This is a genomic window from Marinobacter sp. SS5-14b (assembly GCF_030541005.1).
In the GTDB taxonomy this organism is placed as follows: domain Bacteria; phylum Pseudomonadota; class Gammaproteobacteria; order Pseudomonadales; family Oleiphilaceae; genus Marinobacter.
The window spans coordinates 163,845-182,577 of record NZ_JASSVM010000003.1 but is presented as its reverse complement, the minus strand read 5'-3'; the positions used below and the strand labels follow the sequence as shown (position 1 = coordinate 182,577).

At 58.6% G+C, this 18,733-nt stretch carries 15 protein-coding genes; 12 read left to right on the top strand and 3 right to left on the bottom strand.

The genetic code is table 11. The features are described from left to right. Window positions 1-139: 139 nt before the first annotated feature. Entirely contained in the window at window positions 140-784 is a 645-nt protein-coding gene (locus tag QPL95_RS08495) for a TetR/AcrR family transcriptional regulator (protein WP_303290554.1), read from the bottom strand. Window positions 785-916: 132 nt separating this feature from the next. Here QPL95_RS08495 and QPL95_RS08490 point away from each other — a divergent pair, with 132 nt between their 5' ends. The 7 genes from QPL95_RS08490 to QPL95_RS08460 all read left to right on the top strand — a co-directional run bounded on the left by QPL95_RS08490 (window position 917) and on the right by QPL95_RS08460 (window position 11,646). Continuing rightward, window positions 917-2,713 carry an acyclic terpene utilization AtuA family protein gene (locus QPL95_RS08490; RefSeq protein WP_303290553.1) on the top strand — a complete coding sequence of 599 codons (1,797 nt, stop codon included), beginning with the start codon at window positions 917-919 and terminating at the stop codon, window positions 2,711-2,713. Between the two features lie 187 nt (window positions 2,714-2,900). Next, window positions 2,901-3,767: an SDR family oxidoreductase gene (locus tag QPL95_RS08485; protein WP_303290552.1), complete on the top strand. Its 867-nt coding sequence runs from the start codon at window positions 2,901-2,903 to the stop codon at window positions 3,765-3,767. Window positions 3,768-3,776: 9 nt separating this feature from the next. Beyond that, complete coding sequence (locus tag QPL95_RS08480) at window positions 3,777-5,393, top strand: acyl-CoA carboxylase subunit beta (protein WP_303290551.1); 1,617 nt, start codon at window positions 3,777-3,779, stop codon at window positions 5,391-5,393. Window positions 5,394-5,423: 30 nt separating this feature from the next. Then, a complete protein-coding gene (locus QPL95_RS08475) occupies window positions 5,424-6,584 on the top strand; it encodes an acyl-CoA dehydrogenase family protein (protein ID WP_303290550.1) in 1,161 nt (386 codons plus the stop codon). Window positions 6,585-6,758: 174 nt separating this feature from the next. Further along, window positions 6,759-7,574 carry an enoyl-CoA hydratase/isomerase family protein gene (locus QPL95_RS08470; protein WP_303290549.1) on the top strand — a complete coding sequence of 272 codons (816 nt, stop codon included), beginning with the start codon at window positions 6,759-6,761 and terminating at the stop codon, window positions 7,572-7,574. Window positions 7,575-7,804: 230 nt separating this feature from the next. Further along, a complete protein-coding gene (locus QPL95_RS08465; protein ID WP_303290548.1) occupies window positions 7,805-9,769 on the top strand; it encodes an acetyl/propionyl/methylcrotonyl-CoA carboxylase subunit alpha in 1,965 nt (654 codons plus the stop codon). A 47-nt stretch (window positions 9,770-9,816) separates the two neighbouring features. Further along, a complete protein-coding gene (locus QPL95_RS08460) occupies window positions 9,817-11,646 on the top strand; it encodes a long-chain-acyl-CoA synthetase (RefSeq protein ID WP_303290547.1) in 1,830 nt (609 codons plus the stop codon). 395 nt (window positions 11,647-12,041) lie between these two features. Here the strand turns inward: QPL95_RS08460 and QPL95_RS08455 are convergent, their stop codons facing one another. Together QPL95_RS08455 and QPL95_RS08450 are read right to left on the bottom strand one after the other, a co-directional pair. Further along, a complete protein-coding gene (locus QPL95_RS08455) occupies window positions 12,042-13,022 on the bottom strand; it encodes an NADPH:quinone oxidoreductase family protein (RefSeq protein ID WP_303290546.1) in 981 nt (326 codons plus the stop codon). A gap of 166 nt (window positions 13,023-13,188) precedes the next feature. Continuing rightward, on the bottom strand, window positions 13,189-13,758 hold the full coding sequence (locus QPL95_RS08450) for a BLUF domain-containing protein (RefSeq protein WP_303290545.1): 570 nt from the start codon (window positions 13,756-13,758) through the stop codon (window positions 13,189-13,191). Between the two features lie 185 nt (window positions 13,759-13,943). Between QPL95_RS08450 and QPL95_RS08445 the strand changes: the two genes are divergently transcribed. The 5 genes from QPL95_RS08445 to QPL95_RS08425 all read left to right on the top strand — a co-directional run bounded on the left by QPL95_RS08445 (window position 13,944) and on the right by QPL95_RS08425 (window position 18,643). Continuing rightward, window positions 13,944-14,561 carry a trimeric intracellular cation channel family protein gene (locus QPL95_RS08445; RefSeq protein ID WP_303290544.1) on the top strand — a complete coding sequence of 206 codons (618 nt, stop codon included), beginning with the start codon at window positions 13,944-13,946 and terminating at the stop codon, window positions 14,559-14,561. Window positions 14,562-14,694: 133 nt separating this feature from the next. Continuing rightward, the gene (locus tag QPL95_RS08440; protein ID WP_303290543.1) at window positions 14,695-15,993 is read left to right on the top strand and encodes an NCS2 family permease; all 1,299 of its coding nucleotides are present in this window, start codon (window positions 14,695-14,697) and stop codon (window positions 15,991-15,993) included. A gap of 23 nt (window positions 15,994-16,016) precedes the next feature. Next, a complete protein-coding gene (locus QPL95_RS08435; RefSeq protein ID WP_303290542.1) occupies window positions 16,017-16,559 on the top strand; it encodes an adenine phosphoribosyltransferase in 543 nt (180 codons plus the stop codon). 21 nt (window positions 16,560-16,580) lie between these two features. Continuing rightward, window positions 16,581-17,243 (top strand): fumarylacetoacetate hydrolase family protein, encoded by a 663-nt coding sequence (locus QPL95_RS08430; protein WP_303290541.1) that lies wholly within the window; start codon window positions 16,581-16,583, stop codon window positions 17,241-17,243. Window positions 17,244-17,302: 59 nt separating this feature from the next. After that, complete coding sequence (locus tag QPL95_RS08425; protein WP_303290540.1) at window positions 17,303-18,643, top strand: AarF/ABC1/UbiB kinase family protein; 1,341 nt, start codon at window positions 17,303-17,305, stop codon at window positions 18,641-18,643. Window positions 18,644-18,733: the final 90 nt, after the last annotated feature.

Sequence of the window (18,733 nt, the reverse complement as noted above, 5' to 3'; positions counted from 1 at the left end):
TGTCAGACAGAAATGGCTTGATTGCCGAAACTGCCATGCCGATCAGGCCAATGGCTGGTATAAAATACGAGGGAGTTTGAAATTATTGATTTAAAACAATGCGTTCTGTGTGGGACATTTTTCGGGACAATCGTGCCATTTATGACAAAGCGGCATGACCATCCACAAAACCCAACATGGCCATAACCTGATCCGTCAGGCCGTCCAGTGTCAATCCGCCACGCTCAGGGCGATACCAGGTAACTGTCCAGCTAAGAGCGCCCGTTAGCATTCTGCGAACGATAAAGGCATCCGCTGCCAGGCGCCCTGACTGGCTCAGCTCCTCCAGTATGGAGAGCCACAGATTCTCGTATATGTCCCGCAGCTCAAGCACTTCCCCTTGCGAGTGATCCGACAAACTGCGCCACTCATACACGAGCACCGCCATGGCTTCGCCAGTCTGACCGTTAATCGACTCAAGCTCGGCACGGATCAGCGCCCGAAGCTTGCCCTGTGGCGAGTCCACCTGATCGGCTGCTGCTTGCATCACCGCGGTGTTCAACCGAATGGTTTCAACCATAACGGCTTTCAGTATTTCTTCTTTGGTCCGGAAGTGATGGAACAGACTGCCCGACTGAATACCTACGGCAGCCGCCAGGTCCCTGACTGTCGTGCGCTCATAGCCCTTGTCCCTGAACAAAGTGGCGGCTTCTTTTAACAAGCGTCCACGGGCACTGGCAGGATCAGAAACCAGCTGGTCTTGAATAAGGGACTGAAGAATCTCGTTCTGGTTCACAAAGGCCATCCGGTTGTCTTGCTGGGACTTTTTATTCTACCCGAGATTTGCCTGTTTACAAACCAAGCGCTTGCTTGGTATTGTCGATGACATCGTTGCACCAGTCCGCAATCGCCGGGCGCAAAGAACAAGGCAAACAACATGGCACAACCCGACAACCCTATCCGCATCGGCTGCTCCGCCGCTTTCTGGGGCGACACAGAAACCGCCGCCGCCCAGCTGGTTCATCAGGGCAACATTGATTACCTGGTGGCCGATTACCTGGCCGAGATCACCATGTCGATCATGGCCGGCCAGAAGATGAAAGACCCCTCTCAGGGTTATGCCCGGGACTGCGTTGAAACCGTCATGGCTCCGCTGCTGGGCGACATCAAGGCGCAAGGCGTCCGGGTACTGACCAACGCCGGCGGCGTGAACCCGGCTGCCTGCCGCGATGCCTTGCAGGCCCTGTGCGAGCAAGCGGGCGTGGACCTGAAAATCGCCGTAGTACTGGGCGATGACCTTCTGATGAAGAAAAAGAAGCTGGCCGATGCCGGCATCACCGAGATGACCACCGGACAGCCCTTCCCCGGCATGATGGTCAGCCTGAATGCCTATCTGGGCGCGCCCGGCCTGGTGGCCGCGCTGGAACAGGGTGCAGACATCATTATCACCGGCCGGGTGGCGGACAGCGCCCTGGTGCTGGCGCCGCTGATGCATGAATTCGGCTGGCGCTGGAACGACTACGACAAGCTGGCTCAGGGCAGCCTGGCCGGGCACCTGCTGGAGTGCGGTGCCCAGTCCACCGGCGGCAACTTTACCGATTGGGAACAGGTGGCCGAGGGCTATGCCAATATGGGCTTCCCGATTGCCGAAGTAAGCGCCTCCGGTGACTTTGTGATCACCAAGCCAGAAGGCACCGGTGGCCTGGTCAGCCGGGGTACCGTGAGTGAGCAACTGGTGTACGAGATTGGTGATCCGCGGGCTTACCTGCTACCGGATGTGACCTGTGATTTCACCCGGGTAACGCTGGAAGAGATCGGCAAGGACCAGGTTAGTGTTACTGGCGCGAAGGGCCTGCCCCCAACCGACAGCTACAAGGTGTCCGGCACCTGGCCGGATGGCTTCAAGTGCACGGTGACCTTCCTGCTGGGCGGCATCGATGCCAAGGCGAAGGCGCAGAAAGTGGCCGAAGCCATTCTGGCGAAGACATCCGCGATGTTTGCCGAGCGTGGCCTGCCGGACTATTCCGAAACCAGCATCGAGCTCTTGGGCACCGAAACCACTTACGGTGCCCACGGCCGGGGCGACCAGTGCCGGGAGGTGGTGGTGAAGATTGCCACAGCCCACCCGAACAAGAAGGCGTTGGTGCTGTTCTCCAGGGAAATTGCCCAGGCGGCTACGGGCATGGCGCCGGGGATCACCGGTATTGTCGGTGGCCGGCCGACGGTGTGGCCGAAGATTCGGTTGTATTCCTGCTTGGTGCCGAAGCCAGAAGTGGCGGTTTCGGTGGAGTTGGCTGGTGAGAAATCCCAAGTGGCCGTAGTTACCGACGGGGGATTTGATCCGGGTTCGCTGGCTGCTGAGCCAGAAGCCCGGATGGAGGTTTCAACAGACACCACGGTGCCGCTAATCAAGCTGGCCTGGGCGCGGTCTGGTGACAAGGGTGATCACAGCAATATCGGGGTGATTGCGCGGGAGCCGGAGTTTTTGCCGTTTATTGAGGCGGCGTTGACGGAGCAGGCGGTGGCCCAGTGGATGAGTCATACGCTGAATCCGGAGTCTGGCAAGGTGACGCGCTGGGCGATGCCGGGGTTGCATGCGTTCAATTTCTTGCTGGAGCACAGTCTGGGTGGTGGTGGCGTAGCTTCCCTTCGGATTGATCCGCAGGGCAAGGCCTTTGCGCAGCAGCTTCTGGAGTTTCCGGTGCCTGTGCCTTCGAATCTGGTGCCTCAGTGAACTTCGTAATCAAACTGTGGGGCAAGCGCCCCGATGGGGGAGAGCCCTACAAAAAACGCTCCTTCGGCACATCCCTGTGGCGCTTGGGCTCCGCCATCCATGGCTCCGCACATTTTTGTAGGGCTCTCCCCCACCGGGGCGCTCCGACTTTTTACGTGGATTCAGCTTATTTTGATAAGGATTTTTTATGAGTTATCAGTCTGTTCTTCGGCCGGGGCTGTTTGAAGGCCAGGTGTTTATTGTGACCGGCGGTGGTTCTGGAATTGGCCGTTGTACCGCCCACGAACTGGCGGCCCTCGGTGCTCAAGTTGCTCTCGTTGGTCGTAAGCAGGAGAAGGTCGATTCGGTAAAAGCCGAGATTGAGGCCGACGGCGGCATTGCCAGCGCCCACGCTTGCGATATTCGCGAGGAGGAATCGGTCAAGGCCACGGTGAAAGCCATTATTGCGGAACACGGCCGGTTGGACGGGTTGGTGAACAACGCCGGCGGGCAGTTTGCCTCGCCGCTGACGGGGATTAACCAGAAAGGTTGGGAAACCGTGGTGCGCACGAATCTGACCGGTGGTTTTCTGATGTCCCGGGAGGCCTATACCCAGGCGTTGAGCAAGACCGGTGGTTCGATTGTGAACATTGTCGCGGATATGTGGGGCGGCATGCCTGGCATGGGCCACTCGGGTGCGGCCCGGGCGGGGATGGTGAATTTTACCCAGACGGCGGCGGTTGAATGGGCGCCTTCCGGGGTGCGGGTGAATGCGGTCGCGCCGGGGTGGATTGCGTCCAGCGGGATGGATAACTACCCGGCTCATATGAAGTCGTGGATTCGTAGCCTGGCGGATGCGGTGCCGATCAAGCGGATGGGGACGGAGTCCGAGGTGAGTTCGGCGATCTGTTTTCTGCTTAGCCCGGGTGCGGCGTTTATCAGTGGTGACTGCCTGCGGATTGACGGGGCGGCTTCTCAGGGCGGGCGTGTTTGGCCGATGCCGAAGGCGAAGAACAACGAACCGTACAACGGTTTTCATCGGGCGGTAACGCCGAAAGTTTTGAGTGACGACTGAGGATTCCCCATGCAGGTACTGGAAACAACAATAACCCCCCAGTCCGACGAGTTCCGGGGCAATGTCGAGGCCATGGAAGCGCACATCACCACCTTCCGGGATGTGGAGCAGAAGGTTCTGGACCTGGCGGAATCGGCCCGGGAGAAGTTCACCAAACGGGGTAAATTACTGCCCCGGGATCGCATCAACCGTCTGCTGGACCGGGGCAGCGAGTTCCTGGAGCTATGTTCCCTGGCCGGCTACAAGATGCACGATGACAAAGACGGCTCCATGGCCGGTGGCGGGATTATTGCCGGCATTGGTCGGGTAGCGGGAGTGCGCTGCCTGGTGGTGGCCAGCAACAGCGCCATCAAGGGCGGAACCATTACCCCCGCCGGCCTGGACAAGACCCTGCGTCTGCAGCAGATCGCCATGGAGAACAAGCTTCCAGTCGTATCGATGTCGGAATCCGGTGGCGCCAACCTGAACTACGCCACCGACATTTTCGTGCTCGGCGCCCGGGGCTTTGCCAACCAGGCCCGCATGTCGGCTGCCGGTATTCCGCAAGTAACGGTGGTTCACGGCAACGCCACCGCTGGGGGCGCCTATCAGCCGGGGCTGTCCGATTACGTGATCACCGTACGTGAGCAGGCCAAGATGTTCCTGGCCGGCCCGCCGCTGCTGAAAGCGGCCACCGGTGAAATCGCCACCGACGAAGAACTGGGCGGTGCAGAAATGCACGCCACGGTAGCCGGCACCGCCGAATACCTGGCCGAAGACGACGCCGACGGCATTCGCCAGGCCCGGGAAATCCTCGGCGCCCTGCCCTGGAATGAAAACCTGCCGCTGCGCCAGGAACCCCAGTGGGATGAGCCGCTGTATCCGGCTGAAGAGCTGCTGGGCGTGATTCCTTCCGACGCCAAGAAGCCCTACGACGTGCGCGAGATCCTCGCCCGCATCGCCGACGGCTCCCGGTTCCTGGATTTCAAGAACGACTACGACAACCAGACTGTGTGCGGCACCATCCGGATTCAGGGCCACAGTGTAGGCATCATCGGCAACAACGGCCCGATCACCCCGGCCGGTTCCACCAAGGCGGCGCAGTTTATCCAGCTCTGCGACCAGGCCGGCACCCCCATCCTGTTCCTGCACAACACCACCGGCTTCATGGTAGGCACGCACTCGGAGCAGAACGGCATCATCAAACACGGTTCCAAGATGCTGCAGGCCGTAGCCAACTGCCGGGTGCCGAAAATCGCCGTGGTGGTCGGCGGCTCCTACGGCGCTGGCAACTACGCCATGTGCGGCCGGGGCCTGGACCCGAGATTCATCTTCGCCTGGCCCAACAGCCGCACCGCCGTTATGGGCCCCGCCCAGGCCGGCAAGGTGATGCGCATCGTGGCGGAAGACAAACAACGCAAAAGCGGCATAGAGCCCGACGAGAAAACCCTGGCGTTTCTGGAACAGGCCACCGCCAAGAAACTCGAAGACGGCTCCACCGCCCTGTTCGGCACCGCACGGCTTTGGGACGACGGTTTGATCGATCCTCGGGATACCCGGCGCGTACTGGCCATGGCGCTGTCGGTTTGCCGTGAAGCCGAACAAAGACAACTACGACCCAACGTTTACGGCGTCGCCCGCTTCTGATTTCCACACTGATTGACTGGGAGAACAACAATGAAATTCACAGCCGAACACGAAGCCCTCAGAAAAACCGTCCGCGATTTCGTGGAAAAGGAAATCAACCCACACTGCGACGAATGGGAAGAGGCCGGCGAGTTTCCGATTCACGACCTGTTCAAAAAACTTGGCAACCTGGGCCTGCTCGGCATCCAGAAGCCGGAAGAGTACGGCGGTATGGGCCTCGATTACAGCTACAACCTGGTGGCCGCCGAGGAACTGGGCATGGCCAAATGCGGTGGTGTGCCACTGGCGATCGGTGTGCAGACCGACATGTGCACCCCGGCCATTGCCCGCTTCGGTTCCGACGAACTGAAACGGGACTTCCTAGCCCCAGCCATCGCCGGCGACATGGTGGGCTGTATCGGCGTCAGTGAAGTGGGTGCAGGTTCCGACGTAGCCGGCCTGAAAACCACGGCGAAGAAAGACGGCGATGACTACATCATCAACGGCTCCAAGATGTGGATCACCAACTCCCCGAAAGCCGACTTCATCTGCCTGCTGGCCAACACCAGTGATGACAAGCCCCACAAGAACAAAACCCTGATCGTCGTGCCCATGAACACGCCGGGTATTTCCTTCAGCCCGCACCTGAACAAACTGGGCATGCGCTCATCGGAAACCGCCCAGGTGTTCTTCGACGACGTGCGCGTACCCCAGCGCAATCGCATCGGCGCGGAAGGCACCGGTTTCATGTGCCAGATGATCCAGTTCCAGGAAGAACGCATGTGGGGCGCCGCGAACGTGATCAAGGCGCTGGAGCACTGCATCGACCAGACCATCGAATACTGCCGCGAGCGCAAGACCTTCGGCCAGCCGCTGATCAACAACCAGTACATCCACTTCCGCCTGGCCGAACTGCAGACGGAAGTTGAAGCCCTGCGCGCCCTCACCTACCAGGCCTGTGAACTGCACATTGCCGGTAAAGACGTGACCAAACTCGCGTCCATGGCCAAGCTGAAGGCCGGTCGCCTGGGCCGTGAAGTCACCGACACCTGCCTGCAGTACTGGGGCGGCAACGGCTACATGTGGGAAAACCCCCTGGCCCGCGCCTACCGCGACGTGCGCCTGGTGTCCATCGGCGGCGGCGCCGACGAAATCATGCTGGGCATCATCTGCAAGCTGATGGGCACTTTGCCTGGCAAAAATCGCGACTAACGTTTGGAGTAGGGCCTCATGGGCAGATAGAGCTTTCCGGGACACGCTGTGAATACATCCATGTACGCTTGACTGCAGCATCCCTGCTGCAGACAGTCCCGGAAAGCTCTACCTGCCCACAAGGCCCCGAACATTGCCATTGGTACCCTATGCCGGCCTGAAACGGAGCCTGATATGGAAAAGCAACTACCACATTGCGAAACACTGATTCTCGAGAAACAAGGCCCGTCCCTGTTTCTCACCATCAACCGCCCGGACGTCCGCAACGCCATGAGCCTGCAGATGGTCGCGGAGTTGGCCGCCCTGTTCACCGAAGTTGAAAACGACAACAGCATCCGCGCCGTCGTCATCCGCGGCGCCGGCGGCCACTTCTGCGCCGGCGGTGACATCAAGGACATGGCCGGCGCCCGGGGCCAGAAAGGCGAAGGCAAGGACGACCCGTTCTACAAACTCAACCGCGCCTTCGGCCAGATGATCCAGCAGGTCAACGAATCCTCCAAAGTCGTCATCGCCATCACCGAAGGCGCCGTCATGGGCGGCGGCTTCGGCCTGGCCTGCGTCTCCGACCTCGCCATCGCCGGGCCCACCGCAAAATTCGGCATGCCGGAAACCACCCTCGGCGTCATCCCGGCCCAGATCGCCCCGTTCGTCGTCGAGCGCATAGGCCTGACCCAGGCCCGCCGGCTGGCGCTTCTGGGTTTGAGAATCGACGCAACGGAAGCCTGCGCACTGGGTATCGTTCACCAGGTTGCGGAATCCGAAGAGCAGCTGAACGACATGCTGAACCAAGCCCTTGAACGGGTTCGGCTGTGTGCCCCGAATGCCACGGCAGAAACCAAGGCGCTGTTACATCGAGTCGGCCATGAAGCCATGACCGGTTTGCTGGATGACGCCGCTGAAAAATTCGCCGCAGCCATCAGCGGGCCAGAAGGCACTGAGGGCACCATGGCATTCATGCAAAAACGTGAGCCAAAGTGGGCTGAGAGCTAGAAAACGACAACAAATAGACACTGTTCACTAACTGTTGAGCAGGCACGAACAAAGTCAGCGGAAGCGCCGCTGGCGGGGAGGGCCTCCGGAAAATCTCGGAGGCCATGGATGGCCGGAGCGAAGCGCCACAGGGATGTGCCGCAAGGAGCGTTTTTCCGGAGGCCCTCCCCGCCAGAGGTGCGCACGAGAACCCAAACACGCAGGCGCGTATCAAGGCAGGTGACATACAAATGCTAAAAAAACTACTCATCGCTAACCGAGGCGAAATCGCCGTCCGGGTCATCCGCACAGCCAAAGCGCTGGGCTATCGAACCGTTGCCGTCTACTCCGAAGCCGACGCCAACGCCCTGCACGTTGAACAAGCCGACGAAGCCGTCTGCATCGGCCCGGCCCAAGTCGCCGCCTCCTACCTGAACACCGAAGCCATCCTCGATGCCGCCGCCAAAACCGGCGCCGACTGCATCCACCCCGGCTACGGCTTCCTCTCCGAAAACTCAGGCTTCGCCAAAGCCATCAAACAGGCCGGCCTCACCTTCGTCGGCCCGCCCGAAAACGCCATCGAACTCATGGGCAGCAAACGCCGCTCCAAAATCGCCATGCAGGAAGCCGGCGTGCCCGTAGTCCCGGGCTACGAAGGCAACAACGCTAGTGATGATGAACTCATCGCCGCCGCCCAGGACATCGGCTACCCCCTCATGCTCAAAGCCTCCGCCGGTGGCGGTGGCCGGGGCATGCGCCTGGTCGAGAGCGAAAGCGAGCTGGCCGACAACATCAAACGGGCCCGATCCGAAGCCAAACAGGCCTTCGGCGACGACGAACTGATCATCGAAAAAGCCGTCATCGAACCCCGCCACGTGGAAATCCAGGTCTTCGCTGACCGCCACGGCAATGCCGTGTACCTCGGCGAGCGGGACTGCTCCGTACAACGCCGGCACCAGAAAGTGGTCGAAGAAGCGCCCTCACCTTTTGTCACCCCGGAACTGCGCAAGGCCATGGGCGAAGCGGCCGTCAAAGCCGCCCTGGCCTGCGGCTACGACGGCGCCGGCACTGTGGAATTCCTGGTCGACAAAGACCGCAACTTCTACTTCCTGGAAATGAACACCCGCCTGCAGGTGGAACACCCTGTCACCGAACTGATCACCGGTCAGGATCTGGTAGCCTGGCAACTGATGGTCGCCGAAGGCCGGCCACTGCCGCTGGCCCAGGATGAGATCGAACTCAATGGCCACGCCATCGAAGTGCGCCTGTACGCCGAAGACCCTGCCAACGGCTTTACCCCGCAAACCGGCACCCTGCACGAATTCACTCCGGCCGAGGGAGAAGGCCTGCGATTCGACACCGGCGTGCGCTCCGGCGATGTGGTCAGCCCCCACTACGACCCCATGCTGGCGAAAGTCATCGCCTGGGGCCAGAACCGGGACGAAGCCCGCCGCCGCCTGATCCGGGCGCTGGAAGACACCACCGTGTTCGGCGTGACCACCAACCGGCATTTCCTCAGCCGCATCATCGCCGACGACACCTTCGGTGCCGGTGAAGCCACTACGGCGTTCCTGCAGCAGGCGTTCAAAGATGACCCATCGCTGGCACCGCAAGCACTGAGCATCCGGGAACTGGCCCTCAGCGCCTGCGCCCTGAGCCTTAACAGCACTGGGCAGGAAGGCTGGAGCAACGCACCAGCGTCCATCATCCCCATGAAGCTCGAAGTGGACGACGAAACCACCGAATTGCTGGTGCGCCACACCGGCAAAACGCTCACGGTTTCCCACGGCGAAGCCCATTACCAACTGGTCCTGCAAAGCCACCAACCTGGCCTGTTGTGCATAATCGACAACGGCATTCGTCAGCGGTGCCAATATCACCGCGCCGGGGATTCCCTATATTTACAGGCGTTCGGGCGCTCCTGGTCGGTCACTGACCGAACCCACCAGCCAGCCTCCGGGGCCCAGGGAGCCGGCAGCGGCCGAATTCAGGCCACAATGGATGGCGCCATTATTGATGTACTTGTCGCCGAAGGAGACGCCGTAACCCAGGGCCAGACCCTGGTCGTGCTGGAAGCCATGAAAATGGAACATCCGGTAAAGGCTGACCGGGATGGCGTAGTCGCCGGATTACATACCCGGGCAGGAGATCAGGTGAAGCGCAGTCAGCTGCTGGTAGAGCTGGGCGCCCCGTTACAAACAGAAAAAACAACATAAACCGCGAACGTTGAACACCATCGCGTGACGAACGAAATGGAATCACCATGAGCCAAGACATAGTAACCGCCCGCGACCTGATCCGCAGCCTCCCTGCAGTGCTGCGCCGGTTCCCCTTCATTGCACGGGGGCTGTACTACTACGCCGTCAAGGATGGTAAAAAAGAGCTTACCCTTGGCAAACTGATCGCCCGCAACGCCACCAAGTATCCAAACAAACCGGCCATTCTCTTCGACGACTGCACGATCACATGGCGAGAGTTCGATGCCTGGAGCAACCGAGTTGCCCACTACCTGAAGGATCAGGGATTGGTAAAAGGCGACGCCATCGCAGTGCTACTCGACAATCGCCCGGAGTTACTGGCCGTCGTTGCCGGCGCAGCAAAAGTAGGTGTTGCCTGCGCCATGCTGAACACCTCCCAGAAAGGCAAAGTACTGGCCCACAGTATTAACCTGATCGAACCCAAAATGCTGGTGGCCGGAGAGGAACTTCTGGAACACGCCGAAGGCGTTCGCCCAGACATTCAGCTGCCTCACGCAAACCCGCTGCTGTACCTGGCCGATGCCAACACCCTGAACATTTTCGGTGATGCCCCGGACGGTTACGTCAACATGGCGGTGGAAGTCAGTCAGCGCCCATCGTCTCAGCCAAGCCTGAGCAATCCGGTGGTGATGGGCGACACCGCGGTGTATCTGTACACCTCCGGCACCACCGGACTGCCCAAGGCAGCGCCAGGATCGCATCGCAAATTTGTTCGCGCCTACGGCGGCTTCGGGATGCTGTCGCTGGCCATGGAGCCAGAAGACGTTCTCTACTGCACCCTCCCGCTTTACCACGGTACCGCCTTACTGGTGTGCTGGGGCTCTGTGCTGGCCGGCGGTTCCGCCATCGCCCTGCGCAGAAAGTTCTCCGCCAGTGCATTCTGGGATGACATCCGAAAATACAAAGCAACAACCTTTGGCTACGTGGGCGAACTCTGTCGATACCTTCTGAACCAACCCGCCAGCGATCAGGACCGGAACCATTCTCTCACCAAGATGATCGGTAACGGCCTTCGGCCTTCCATCTGGAAGGAGTTCAAAGAGCGCTTTGGTGTGGCCATGGTGGCTGAGCTGTACGCCTCCTCGGAGGGCAATATCGGCTTCAGCAACTTCTTCAACATGGATAATACCGTCGGCTTCTCCACCGCCCCCTACAAGCTCGTGAAATACCACGAAGGCACCCGAGACCCGATCCGAAACGAAAGCGGCCGCATGGAGGAGGTCGACAAGGGCCAGCCTGGTTTGCTGATTGGCGAGATCACCAAGAAGTGGGCTTTTGAAGGCTACACCCAGAAAGAGGCCACTGAGAAATCGATTCTGCGGGATGGTTTCAAGAAGGGCGACGCCTGGTTCAACACCGGTGATGTTCTGAAGGAAATTGGCTGCCGCCACCTGCAATTCGTTGATCGTATGGGGGACACTTTCCGTTGGAAGGGGGAGAACGTGTCGACCACGGAGGTGGAGAACATCATCGACGGCTCCGACATGGTGCAGGAAGCCATCGTGTATGGTGTGGAGATCCCGAACACCAACGGTAAAGCCGGCATGGTGACGCTGGTACCCCACGACCCGGATAAAGCTTTCGACGCCAACAGGCTGTTCGCCTATCTGCAGGACAACCTGCCGCCTTACGCGGTGCCGGTGTTTATACGAGTCACCCATGCCATCGAGAAAACAGGAACGTTCAAGTACCGGAAGGTGGATATCCAGAAGCTCGGTTATTCGCTCGACCGTCCCCATGAAGAGGTTTACGCATGGCTTCCGGGCACCTCCGGGTATACGCAGCTTACGCCTGAGTTGGTGGCCGATATCGATTCTGGCGGAGTTCGGTTTTAACGCATGGCATATGCCTTCAGGGTTCGGCCCTAGCCTTTTTGCGTCGGAGTTAGCCGGGTTGGGGACGTCTTCCAAAAAAACGCTACGAGCACATCCATGTGCGCTTCGTTCGGGCCATCCCTGGCCCTCAAGATTTTTTGGAAGACGTCCCCAACCCGGCACTCAAGCATCGAGTAATAGTCGGAAAACCCATTCTTAATTCAGTTTTTAGCCTGCGCGAAATGCAGACTACAACTGACCGGTTGAAGGGACGAGTGGGTGGCCCCTCCCAAAAATCTCGGAGGCCATGGATGGCCGGAGCGAAGCGCACATGGATGCGCTCGTAGCGTTTTTTGGGAGGGGCCACCCACTCGTACCCAGCACCAGAACTAACAGGCTAGGAGCCCAAGCCAGACCTAAGCGCCAACGCGAAGAACGATCTTGCCGGTGGCGCGGCGACCAGTCAGGGCACCGAGCGCCTCGGCGTACTGGTCGAACTCGAACACCTGGCTGACTTTCGGATCGATTTTACCCTCCGCGTAGAGTGTCAGAAGGTCCATCATGTTCTGGGCACTGGCTTCTGGTTCACGCTGGGTGAAGCTACCCCAGAACACACCTACTACCGAGCAACCTTTTAGCAGCATCAAGTTCGCAGGCACTTTCGGAATATCGCCAGCCGCGAAGCCAATGATCAGGTGGCGGCCGTTCCAGGCCATTGAACGCAAAGCCTGCTCGGTGAAATCACCACCGACCGGATCATAGACCACATCCACGCCCTTGCCCTTTGTGAGCTTCTTGACGGCTTCTTTCAGCGATTCTTCGGAATAGTTAATCAGCTCATCGGCACCCGCCGCCTTGGCCACCGCCAACTTCTCCGCCGTGCTCGCCGCAGCGATGACCCGCGCACCCATCGCCTTACCAAGCTCTACCGTTGCAAGGCCGACACCGCCGCTGGCACCTAGCACCAGCAGCGTCTCACCGGGTTGGATATTGGCACGTTGCTTCAAAGCATAATAAGACGTGCCATACACCATCATAAATCCGGCGGCCTGTTCGTAAGACATGCCATCCGGCAGCGGCAACAGGTTAGACTCCGGGGCAACCACTTCTTCCGCGAACGCGCCCCAGCCAGTCAAGGCCGCAACACGGTCACCCGGTTTAAAACGGGTGACCTTTTCACCGACCTCAATCACCTCGCCCGCCAATTCACCACCGGGTGAAAATGGCAGCGGCGGCTGCAGCTGATACTTGCCTTCAATGATCAAGGTGTCAGGGAAATTCAGACCGGCGGCCTTGACCCGGATTTTGACACCCCGGCCCTTGGCTTCCGGACTTGCTATGTCTTCGATGACCAGCTTTTCAGCAGGCCCGTGTTCCTTACAGAGAATGGCTTTCATGATCTCTCCTGGTATTTGGGGCCGAACCATCAGAGACACATCGTCCGAGGGGCACCAAATGCGATTTTGTTCAGCTTATTTTTGACTGACATCAAGCTAAACGCACTCGCACCGCGAAGCAAATCAAGATCGCTTATCGTTTCGTATAAACATCACTGATGGGACATCAGAGCAGGGTTGCGGCAACCGCCAATGCCACTACCAGGCCCACCGCAGCAACCACCAGTCCGACCTTGAGTCCCGAAGACAGTGTTTGTGGAGGCTGGGAAGCCATGCGAGTTGTCTCACCATGGTTCACCAGTTTCTGATCCTGGCTGGAGCGGCGAATCAGGCCGATCATCTCCTCACACTGGCTGCTGTCAAACGCCTGCGGATTGAATTCCGACAACTGATTGCGCTCGAGAAAAGCTTTTACATCGCCTGATGCGGGCACGTATTTCATCGACCAGTTGGTGAAGGTCCGATCTTTCAGCGGCTCTTCGATCAGCGTGCGAACGTTGTGGTGCCGGGAATCTTGTTGAATGCGTTCATAGGTTTCGCGAACAGCAGATTCATCGCCCTCAAGGTACTGAAAGAAACGGTTATCACCGTAATACAGCCCGCCCACAATGTTTACTTTGCCGTTGTTTCGCCTGGAGGCCATAAGAATTCGGGCAACGTGAGGCTCCACGCCTTGTTCGAGGGGCTGGGCCTCAAAGGTTGCATCACTGGCGTAGGCTAGGCGAATAAGTGGCATTTCAGGTACTCCGGTTCAATGGACACAGGGGGCGCCAATAACTACGCCCACATGTCTTCAAACAGATCACTTTTGACCGACCATCCAAAGGTCGGCCTGGATGAATCGATCCTCAATTTCGGCTATGCTTCGCGCACCTGATATGGACGCCATAGGTCCCGCAAACTTTATCCCCAGAGCCAGCCATGTTCGACATCATCTATATACTTGAAATGATAGGAATCGTGGCGTTCGCCATTTCCGGCATGATCGTCGCACGCTCGAAGAACATGGACCCTGTCGGGATATTTGCCATCGGATTTATCGCGGCACTGGGCGGGGGCACCTTGCGGGACTTGATCATGGATAATCATCCGTTGTACTGGATCAAGCACCAGGAACAGCCCATCCTGATTCTCGCTATGGCCATTATCTTCAGTTACTGGAGCCGTGCTCACAGCCTTAAGGAATCCCGCATTGTTTTTCCGGATGCCATCGGCCTTGGCATCTTTTCCATTCTTGGCGCCCAGCTGGCGCTGGACCTTGGCCACTCCTGGTTTATCGCATCCATGCTCGGCGTGATGACGGGCACGTTTGGTGGTGCGCTGCGCGACACCTTGTGCAATGAGGTGCCGTTTATTTTTCGGAAAGACCAGATCTACGCGTCCATTTCGTTTGCAGGCTGCTGGCTCTACTTTGTCTGCCAGTGGCTCCTGGAAAGCGAGACTCTGGCATTGACCATCGGCTTGCTGTTCATTGTGATTGTCCGGATGCTGGCGGTGCGCTTCGATATCCGACTGCAACGAGATCCGATCCAGAACTGAGCGGTGAATCATTCCTTGGCCTATGGCCTTCTAGCCGGTAACATTGCTGTTTTTTCACACAGTCCACATTTTCTGCACGCAATCAGACTTTCAAACCCCCAACTCAAGGCATCCCGAGAGGCAGCCCCCCGTCATGCTTGAACGACTGTTTCAACTCCAGGCCCACGGCACTAATGTTCGTAAAGAAGTGATAGCGGGCATTACCACCTTCCTGACCATGGCTTACATCATCGTGGTCAATCCCAGCTTACTATCAAACACCGGCATGGATTTCGGCGCGGTGTTCGTTGCCACCTGTCTGGCCGCGGTTATTGGCACACTGATTATGGGCCTGTGGGCCAACTACCCCATCGCCCTGGCCCCGGGCATGGGCCTGAACGCATTTTTCTCGTTCACGGTGGTCGGCAGCATGGGCTACAGCTGGCAGGTGGCGCTGGGGGCCGTGTTCCTTTCCGGCCTCCTGTTCTTCCTGCTCAGCATTTTCAAGGTGCGGGAATGGATCATCAATTCCATTCCTCTGTCATTGAGGTTCGGTATTTCAGCGGGTATCGGGTTCTTCCTCGCGCTGATCGCCCTGAAAAATGCCGGCATTGTGGTAGACCATCCAGCCACACTGGTCAGCCTGGGTGACGTAAAAGTTCCCGAGGCCCTGCTGTTCTTCGCCGGTTTCGTACTGATCTGTGCTTTGTCATTCCGTCAGATCACCGGCTCAGTGATGATCGGCATTATTGCCGTGACCGTTGTCGCCATGATGCTGGGCATGGTGGAGTACCAAGGCCTGGTGTCCGCGCCGCCAAGCATCGCACCCACGTTCATGCAACTTGACCTGGCCGGCGCCCTGAACGTCGGCATGATCAGTGTTGTGTTTGCCTTTTTGTTTGTGGACCTGTTCGACACATCGGGCACCCTGGTGGGTGCAGCCCAAAAAGGCGGCCTGCTGGATAAAGACGGCAAGCTGCCGCGTTTGGGACGCGCCCTGATGTCAGACTCCGTCGCCACCATGTCGGGTGCAGCCCTGGGCACGTCCACCACCACCAGTTATGTGGAATCAACCGCTGGCATCGCCGCCGGTGGCCGCACTGGCCTGACGGCTGTTGTTGTCGCCCTGTTGTTTCTGGCCTGCCTGCTGTTCTCACCCATTGCCAGCGTCATTCCGCCCTATGCCACGGCGCCAGCCCTGCTGTACGTGGCCTGCCTGATGGCCAGCGGTCTGAAATTAATCGACTGGGATGACATCACTGACACGGCTCCGGCCATCGTCACGGCCCTGATGATGCCACTGACCTTCTCCATTGCCCACGGCATTGCCCTTGGTTTCATCACCTATGTGGCAGTGAAAGCCCTGGCAGGCAAGTGGTCTGATCTCAACTGGAGCGTGACCACCATTGCCATCGTCTTCGTTCTGAAATTCATGTTCCTGGACCTGGCGTAAGCCACGTCCGCCATAGGTGAGTTATGGATTATTTTTCTCAGAGTATTAAAAAAGCCATTCGCACGGTTCCGAACTGGCCCAAGCCCGGCGTGTCGTTCCGCGATATCACCACCGTGTTGCAGGACAAAACGGCGTTTCGCAAGCTGATTGATGCCTTCGTTCACCGCTACCATGGCCAGCACATTGATGCTGTTGCTGCCGTGGATGCCAGGGGCTTCATCATCGGCTCTGCCCTGGCCTACGAGCTCAATGCGTCGCTGGTGCTGGTGCGCAAGAAAGGCAAACTGCCGTTCGACACCATGGTGGAAGACTACGAACTGGAATACGGAACAGCCTCCGTTGAATTGCACAAGGATGCCTTCAAACCAGGCGATAAAGTTGTGCTGGTAGACGACCTGATTGCTACCGGCGGCACCATGCTGGCGGCTACTCGCCTTATCCGCAGGATAGGCGCCGAGATCGTTGAAGTTGCAGCCATGATTGACCTTCCTGACCTGGGTGGCTCCCGCAAGCTGCAGGAAGAGGGCCTGCAGGTCTATACTGTGTGTTCGTTCGAGGGAGAATAATCACTGTTTCAGGAGGCGACCATGCCCGAGTATCAGCACCACTGGAAAGACGGCACACCGGTTCACCTGCCGCTGGGCAAAATCGTGTGCATTGGTCGCAACTACGCTGAACATGCCCGGGAACTGAACAATCCGGTACCGGATGAACCGCTGCTGTTTATAAAACCATCAACATCAGCGGTTTATATCACCCGCCCTCTGGACTTCCCGCGTGACCGGGGCGAGGTTCATTTCGAAACCGAGCTCGCGGTTCTGATCGGCCGCCCCCTCACCAACGCATCGGCCAGCGAAGCCGAGAACGCCATTCTCGGCTATGGCCTGGCGCTGGACCTGACCCTTCGGGATGTCCAAAGCCGACTCAAGGACAAGGGCCAACCCTGGGAGCGCGCCAAAGCGTTTGACGGTGCCTGCCCCCTGTCGCCCTTTGTCGGAAAGGACCGGCTTCCCAGAGACCGCATACACTTTACCCTGGACATCGACGGCCAACGCCAACAGTCCGGCGACACCCATGATATGCTGAACCCGATAGTTCCACTGATCGCCTTTATGAGCAGCCAGTTCACCCTGCTGCCCGGGGACGTTGTACTGACGGGCACACCGAAAGGTGTCGGGCCACTGGTGTCCGGGCAGACCCTGTCACTGGAACTGGAAAACGCACTGTTCGTCGAAACCACAGTGGTCTGATTTGTCCACCTGAACGCACAGTCAGGTGAACCATTTGTTTCAGGGATCCCAATGCCACCATGGCCAAAAAACCGGTAACCTCTCGCTCAGGTCGATTCTTCAAACTGGCAGGCATGACCGCCTCCGTAGCCGGTCAATACGCTGGCCAGAAAGCCAGGCGCATGTTCCGCTCTGTCGATGACGAAAGCGCCAAAAGTGAAAGCTATACCCGAATGGCCGGCCAGATTGCCGACACCCTTGGCGAGCTCAAAGGTGCAGTCATGAAGGTCGGTCAGATAGCCTCCCAGACTCAGGACTTCCTGCCTAAAGAATTCTCGGACGCATTGGAAAAACTCCAGAAAGAAGCGCCCCCCATGCCCTTCGAGGTCATTCTGGAGCAAGTGGAAAGTGAGCTCGGCAAGCCGGTGAGCGAGCTGTTCGAGTACCTTCAGGAGACACCCTACGCCTCTGCCTCCATCGGTCAGGTCCACCGCGCAAGGCTGTACGACGGCACCGACGTTATTGTCAAAGTCCAATACCCGGGCGTGGATGAATCCTGCGACTCCGACCTGAAACAGCTACGCCTGGCTCTGAAGCTGGGCGGCCTGCTGAAAATGCCCAAAGAAACCGTCGACCAGCTGTTCGGCGAGATCCGGGAACGCCTGAAAGAAGAACTGGATTACGAAAACGAAGCCCGTAACCTAAAGCTCTTCCACGAGTTCCACAGGGACCAGCCGTGGGTCATTATTCCTGAAGTGGTGGAAAGCCACTCGACCCGCCGGGTTCTGACCCTCGAACTGGTTGAGGGCGACCACGTCAGCAAGGTCACCCCGGATCGGTACAGCCAGGACACCCTGAACCTCATCGGCCACCGCATTTTCACCATCATGGCGGACCAGCTGTTTCGGTTTCAGTGCATTCATGGCGACCCCCACGCCGGTAATTTCGCCTACCGCCCCGATGGCACCATTGTCATGTATGACTTTGGCTGCGTGAAAAAGTTGAAACCGGAGATTGTGCAGGCCTACCAGAACGCCCTCATCGCTGCGCTGAATGAGGACTACCAGGCCTTGGACAAGTACCTGATTGATCTGGGTGCGCGCGTTGACAACCAACCCGCAGTTGATGAGGCGTATTACGCCATGTGGCGGGACATTCTGATCATTCCGTTTGTGGACGATGAGCCGTATGATTTTGCCGAGGCCGACATCCACAAGCACGTAGCCTCTAAAACCAGTACGGTGTTCAAGTACCTGGACTACTTCAAGCCACCGGTAGAGAGCATTTTCATTGACCGGATGATTGCCGGGCATTACTGGATGCTGAAGCGACTGGGCGTTCAGGCGGCCTTTCGCTCGGAACTGCAAAAGTACCTGAGTGAAACGCCGGGCAGCCACGCCCGGCACGACGTTTCTGGCTGACCAGACTGGTCAGGGCCTCTGCTTCAACAAATCCCGGATTTCCGGCGGGGCGGATGTACTGTTTCGGATAGGGTGCACCGAACTTCAGTA

What these genes read in the sequence shown, in the direction of transcription:
- QPL95_RS08490 (WP_303290553.1), top strand. Translation starts at nt 917, where the DNA reads ATGGCACAACCCGACAACCCTATCCGCATCGGCTGCTCCGCCGCTTTC.
- QPL95_RS08445 (WP_303290544.1), top strand. Translation starts at nt 13,944, where the DNA reads ATGTTCGACATCATCTATATACTTGAAATGATAGGAATCGTGGCGTTC.
- QPL95_RS08470 (WP_303290549.1), top strand. Translation starts at nt 6,759, where the DNA reads ATGGAAAAGCAACTACCACATTGCGAAACACTGATTCTCGAGAAACAA.
- QPL95_RS08465 (WP_303290548.1), top strand. Translation starts at nt 7,805, where the DNA reads ATGCTAAAAAAACTACTCATCGCTAACCGAGGCGAAATCGCCGTCCGG.
- QPL95_RS08425 (WP_303290540.1), top strand. Translation starts at nt 17,303, where the DNA reads ATGGCCAAAAAACCGGTAACCTCTCGCTCAGGTCGATTCTTCAAACTG.
- QPL95_RS08480 (WP_303290551.1), top strand. Translation starts at nt 3,777, where the DNA reads ATGCAGGTACTGGAAACAACAATAACCCCCCAGTCCGACGAGTTCCGG.
- QPL95_RS08460 (WP_303290547.1), top strand. Translation starts at nt 9,817, where the DNA reads ATGAGCCAAGACATAGTAACCGCCCGCGACCTGATCCGCAGCCTCCCT.
- QPL95_RS08450 (WP_303290545.1), bottom strand. Translation starts at nt 13,758, where the DNA reads ATGCCACTTATTCGCCTAGCCTACGCCAGTGATGCAACCTTTGAGGCC.
- QPL95_RS08440 (WP_303290543.1), top strand. Translation starts at nt 14,695, where the DNA reads ATGCTTGAACGACTGTTTCAACTCCAGGCCCACGGCACTAATGTTCGT.
- QPL95_RS08455 (WP_303290546.1), bottom strand. Translation starts at nt 13,022, where the DNA reads ATGAAAGCCATTCTCTGTAAGGAACACGGGCCTGCTGAAAAGCTGGTC.
- QPL95_RS08485 (WP_303290552.1), top strand. Translation starts at nt 2,901, where the DNA reads ATGAGTTATCAGTCTGTTCTTCGGCCGGGGCTGTTTGAAGGCCAGGTG.
- QPL95_RS08475 (WP_303290550.1), top strand. Translation starts at nt 5,424, where the DNA reads ATGAAATTCACAGCCGAACACGAAGCCCTCAGAAAAACCGTCCGCGAT.
- QPL95_RS08430 (WP_303290541.1), top strand. Translation starts at nt 16,581, where the DNA reads ATGCCCGAGTATCAGCACCACTGGAAAGACGGCACACCGGTTCACCTG.
- QPL95_RS08495 (WP_303290554.1), bottom strand. Translation starts at nt 784, where the DNA reads ATGGCCTTTGTGAACCAGAACGAGATTCTTCAGTCCCTTATTCAAGAC.
- QPL95_RS08435 (WP_303290542.1), top strand. Translation starts at nt 16,017, where the DNA reads ATGGATTATTTTTCTCAGAGTATTAAAAAAGCCATTCGCACGGTTCCG.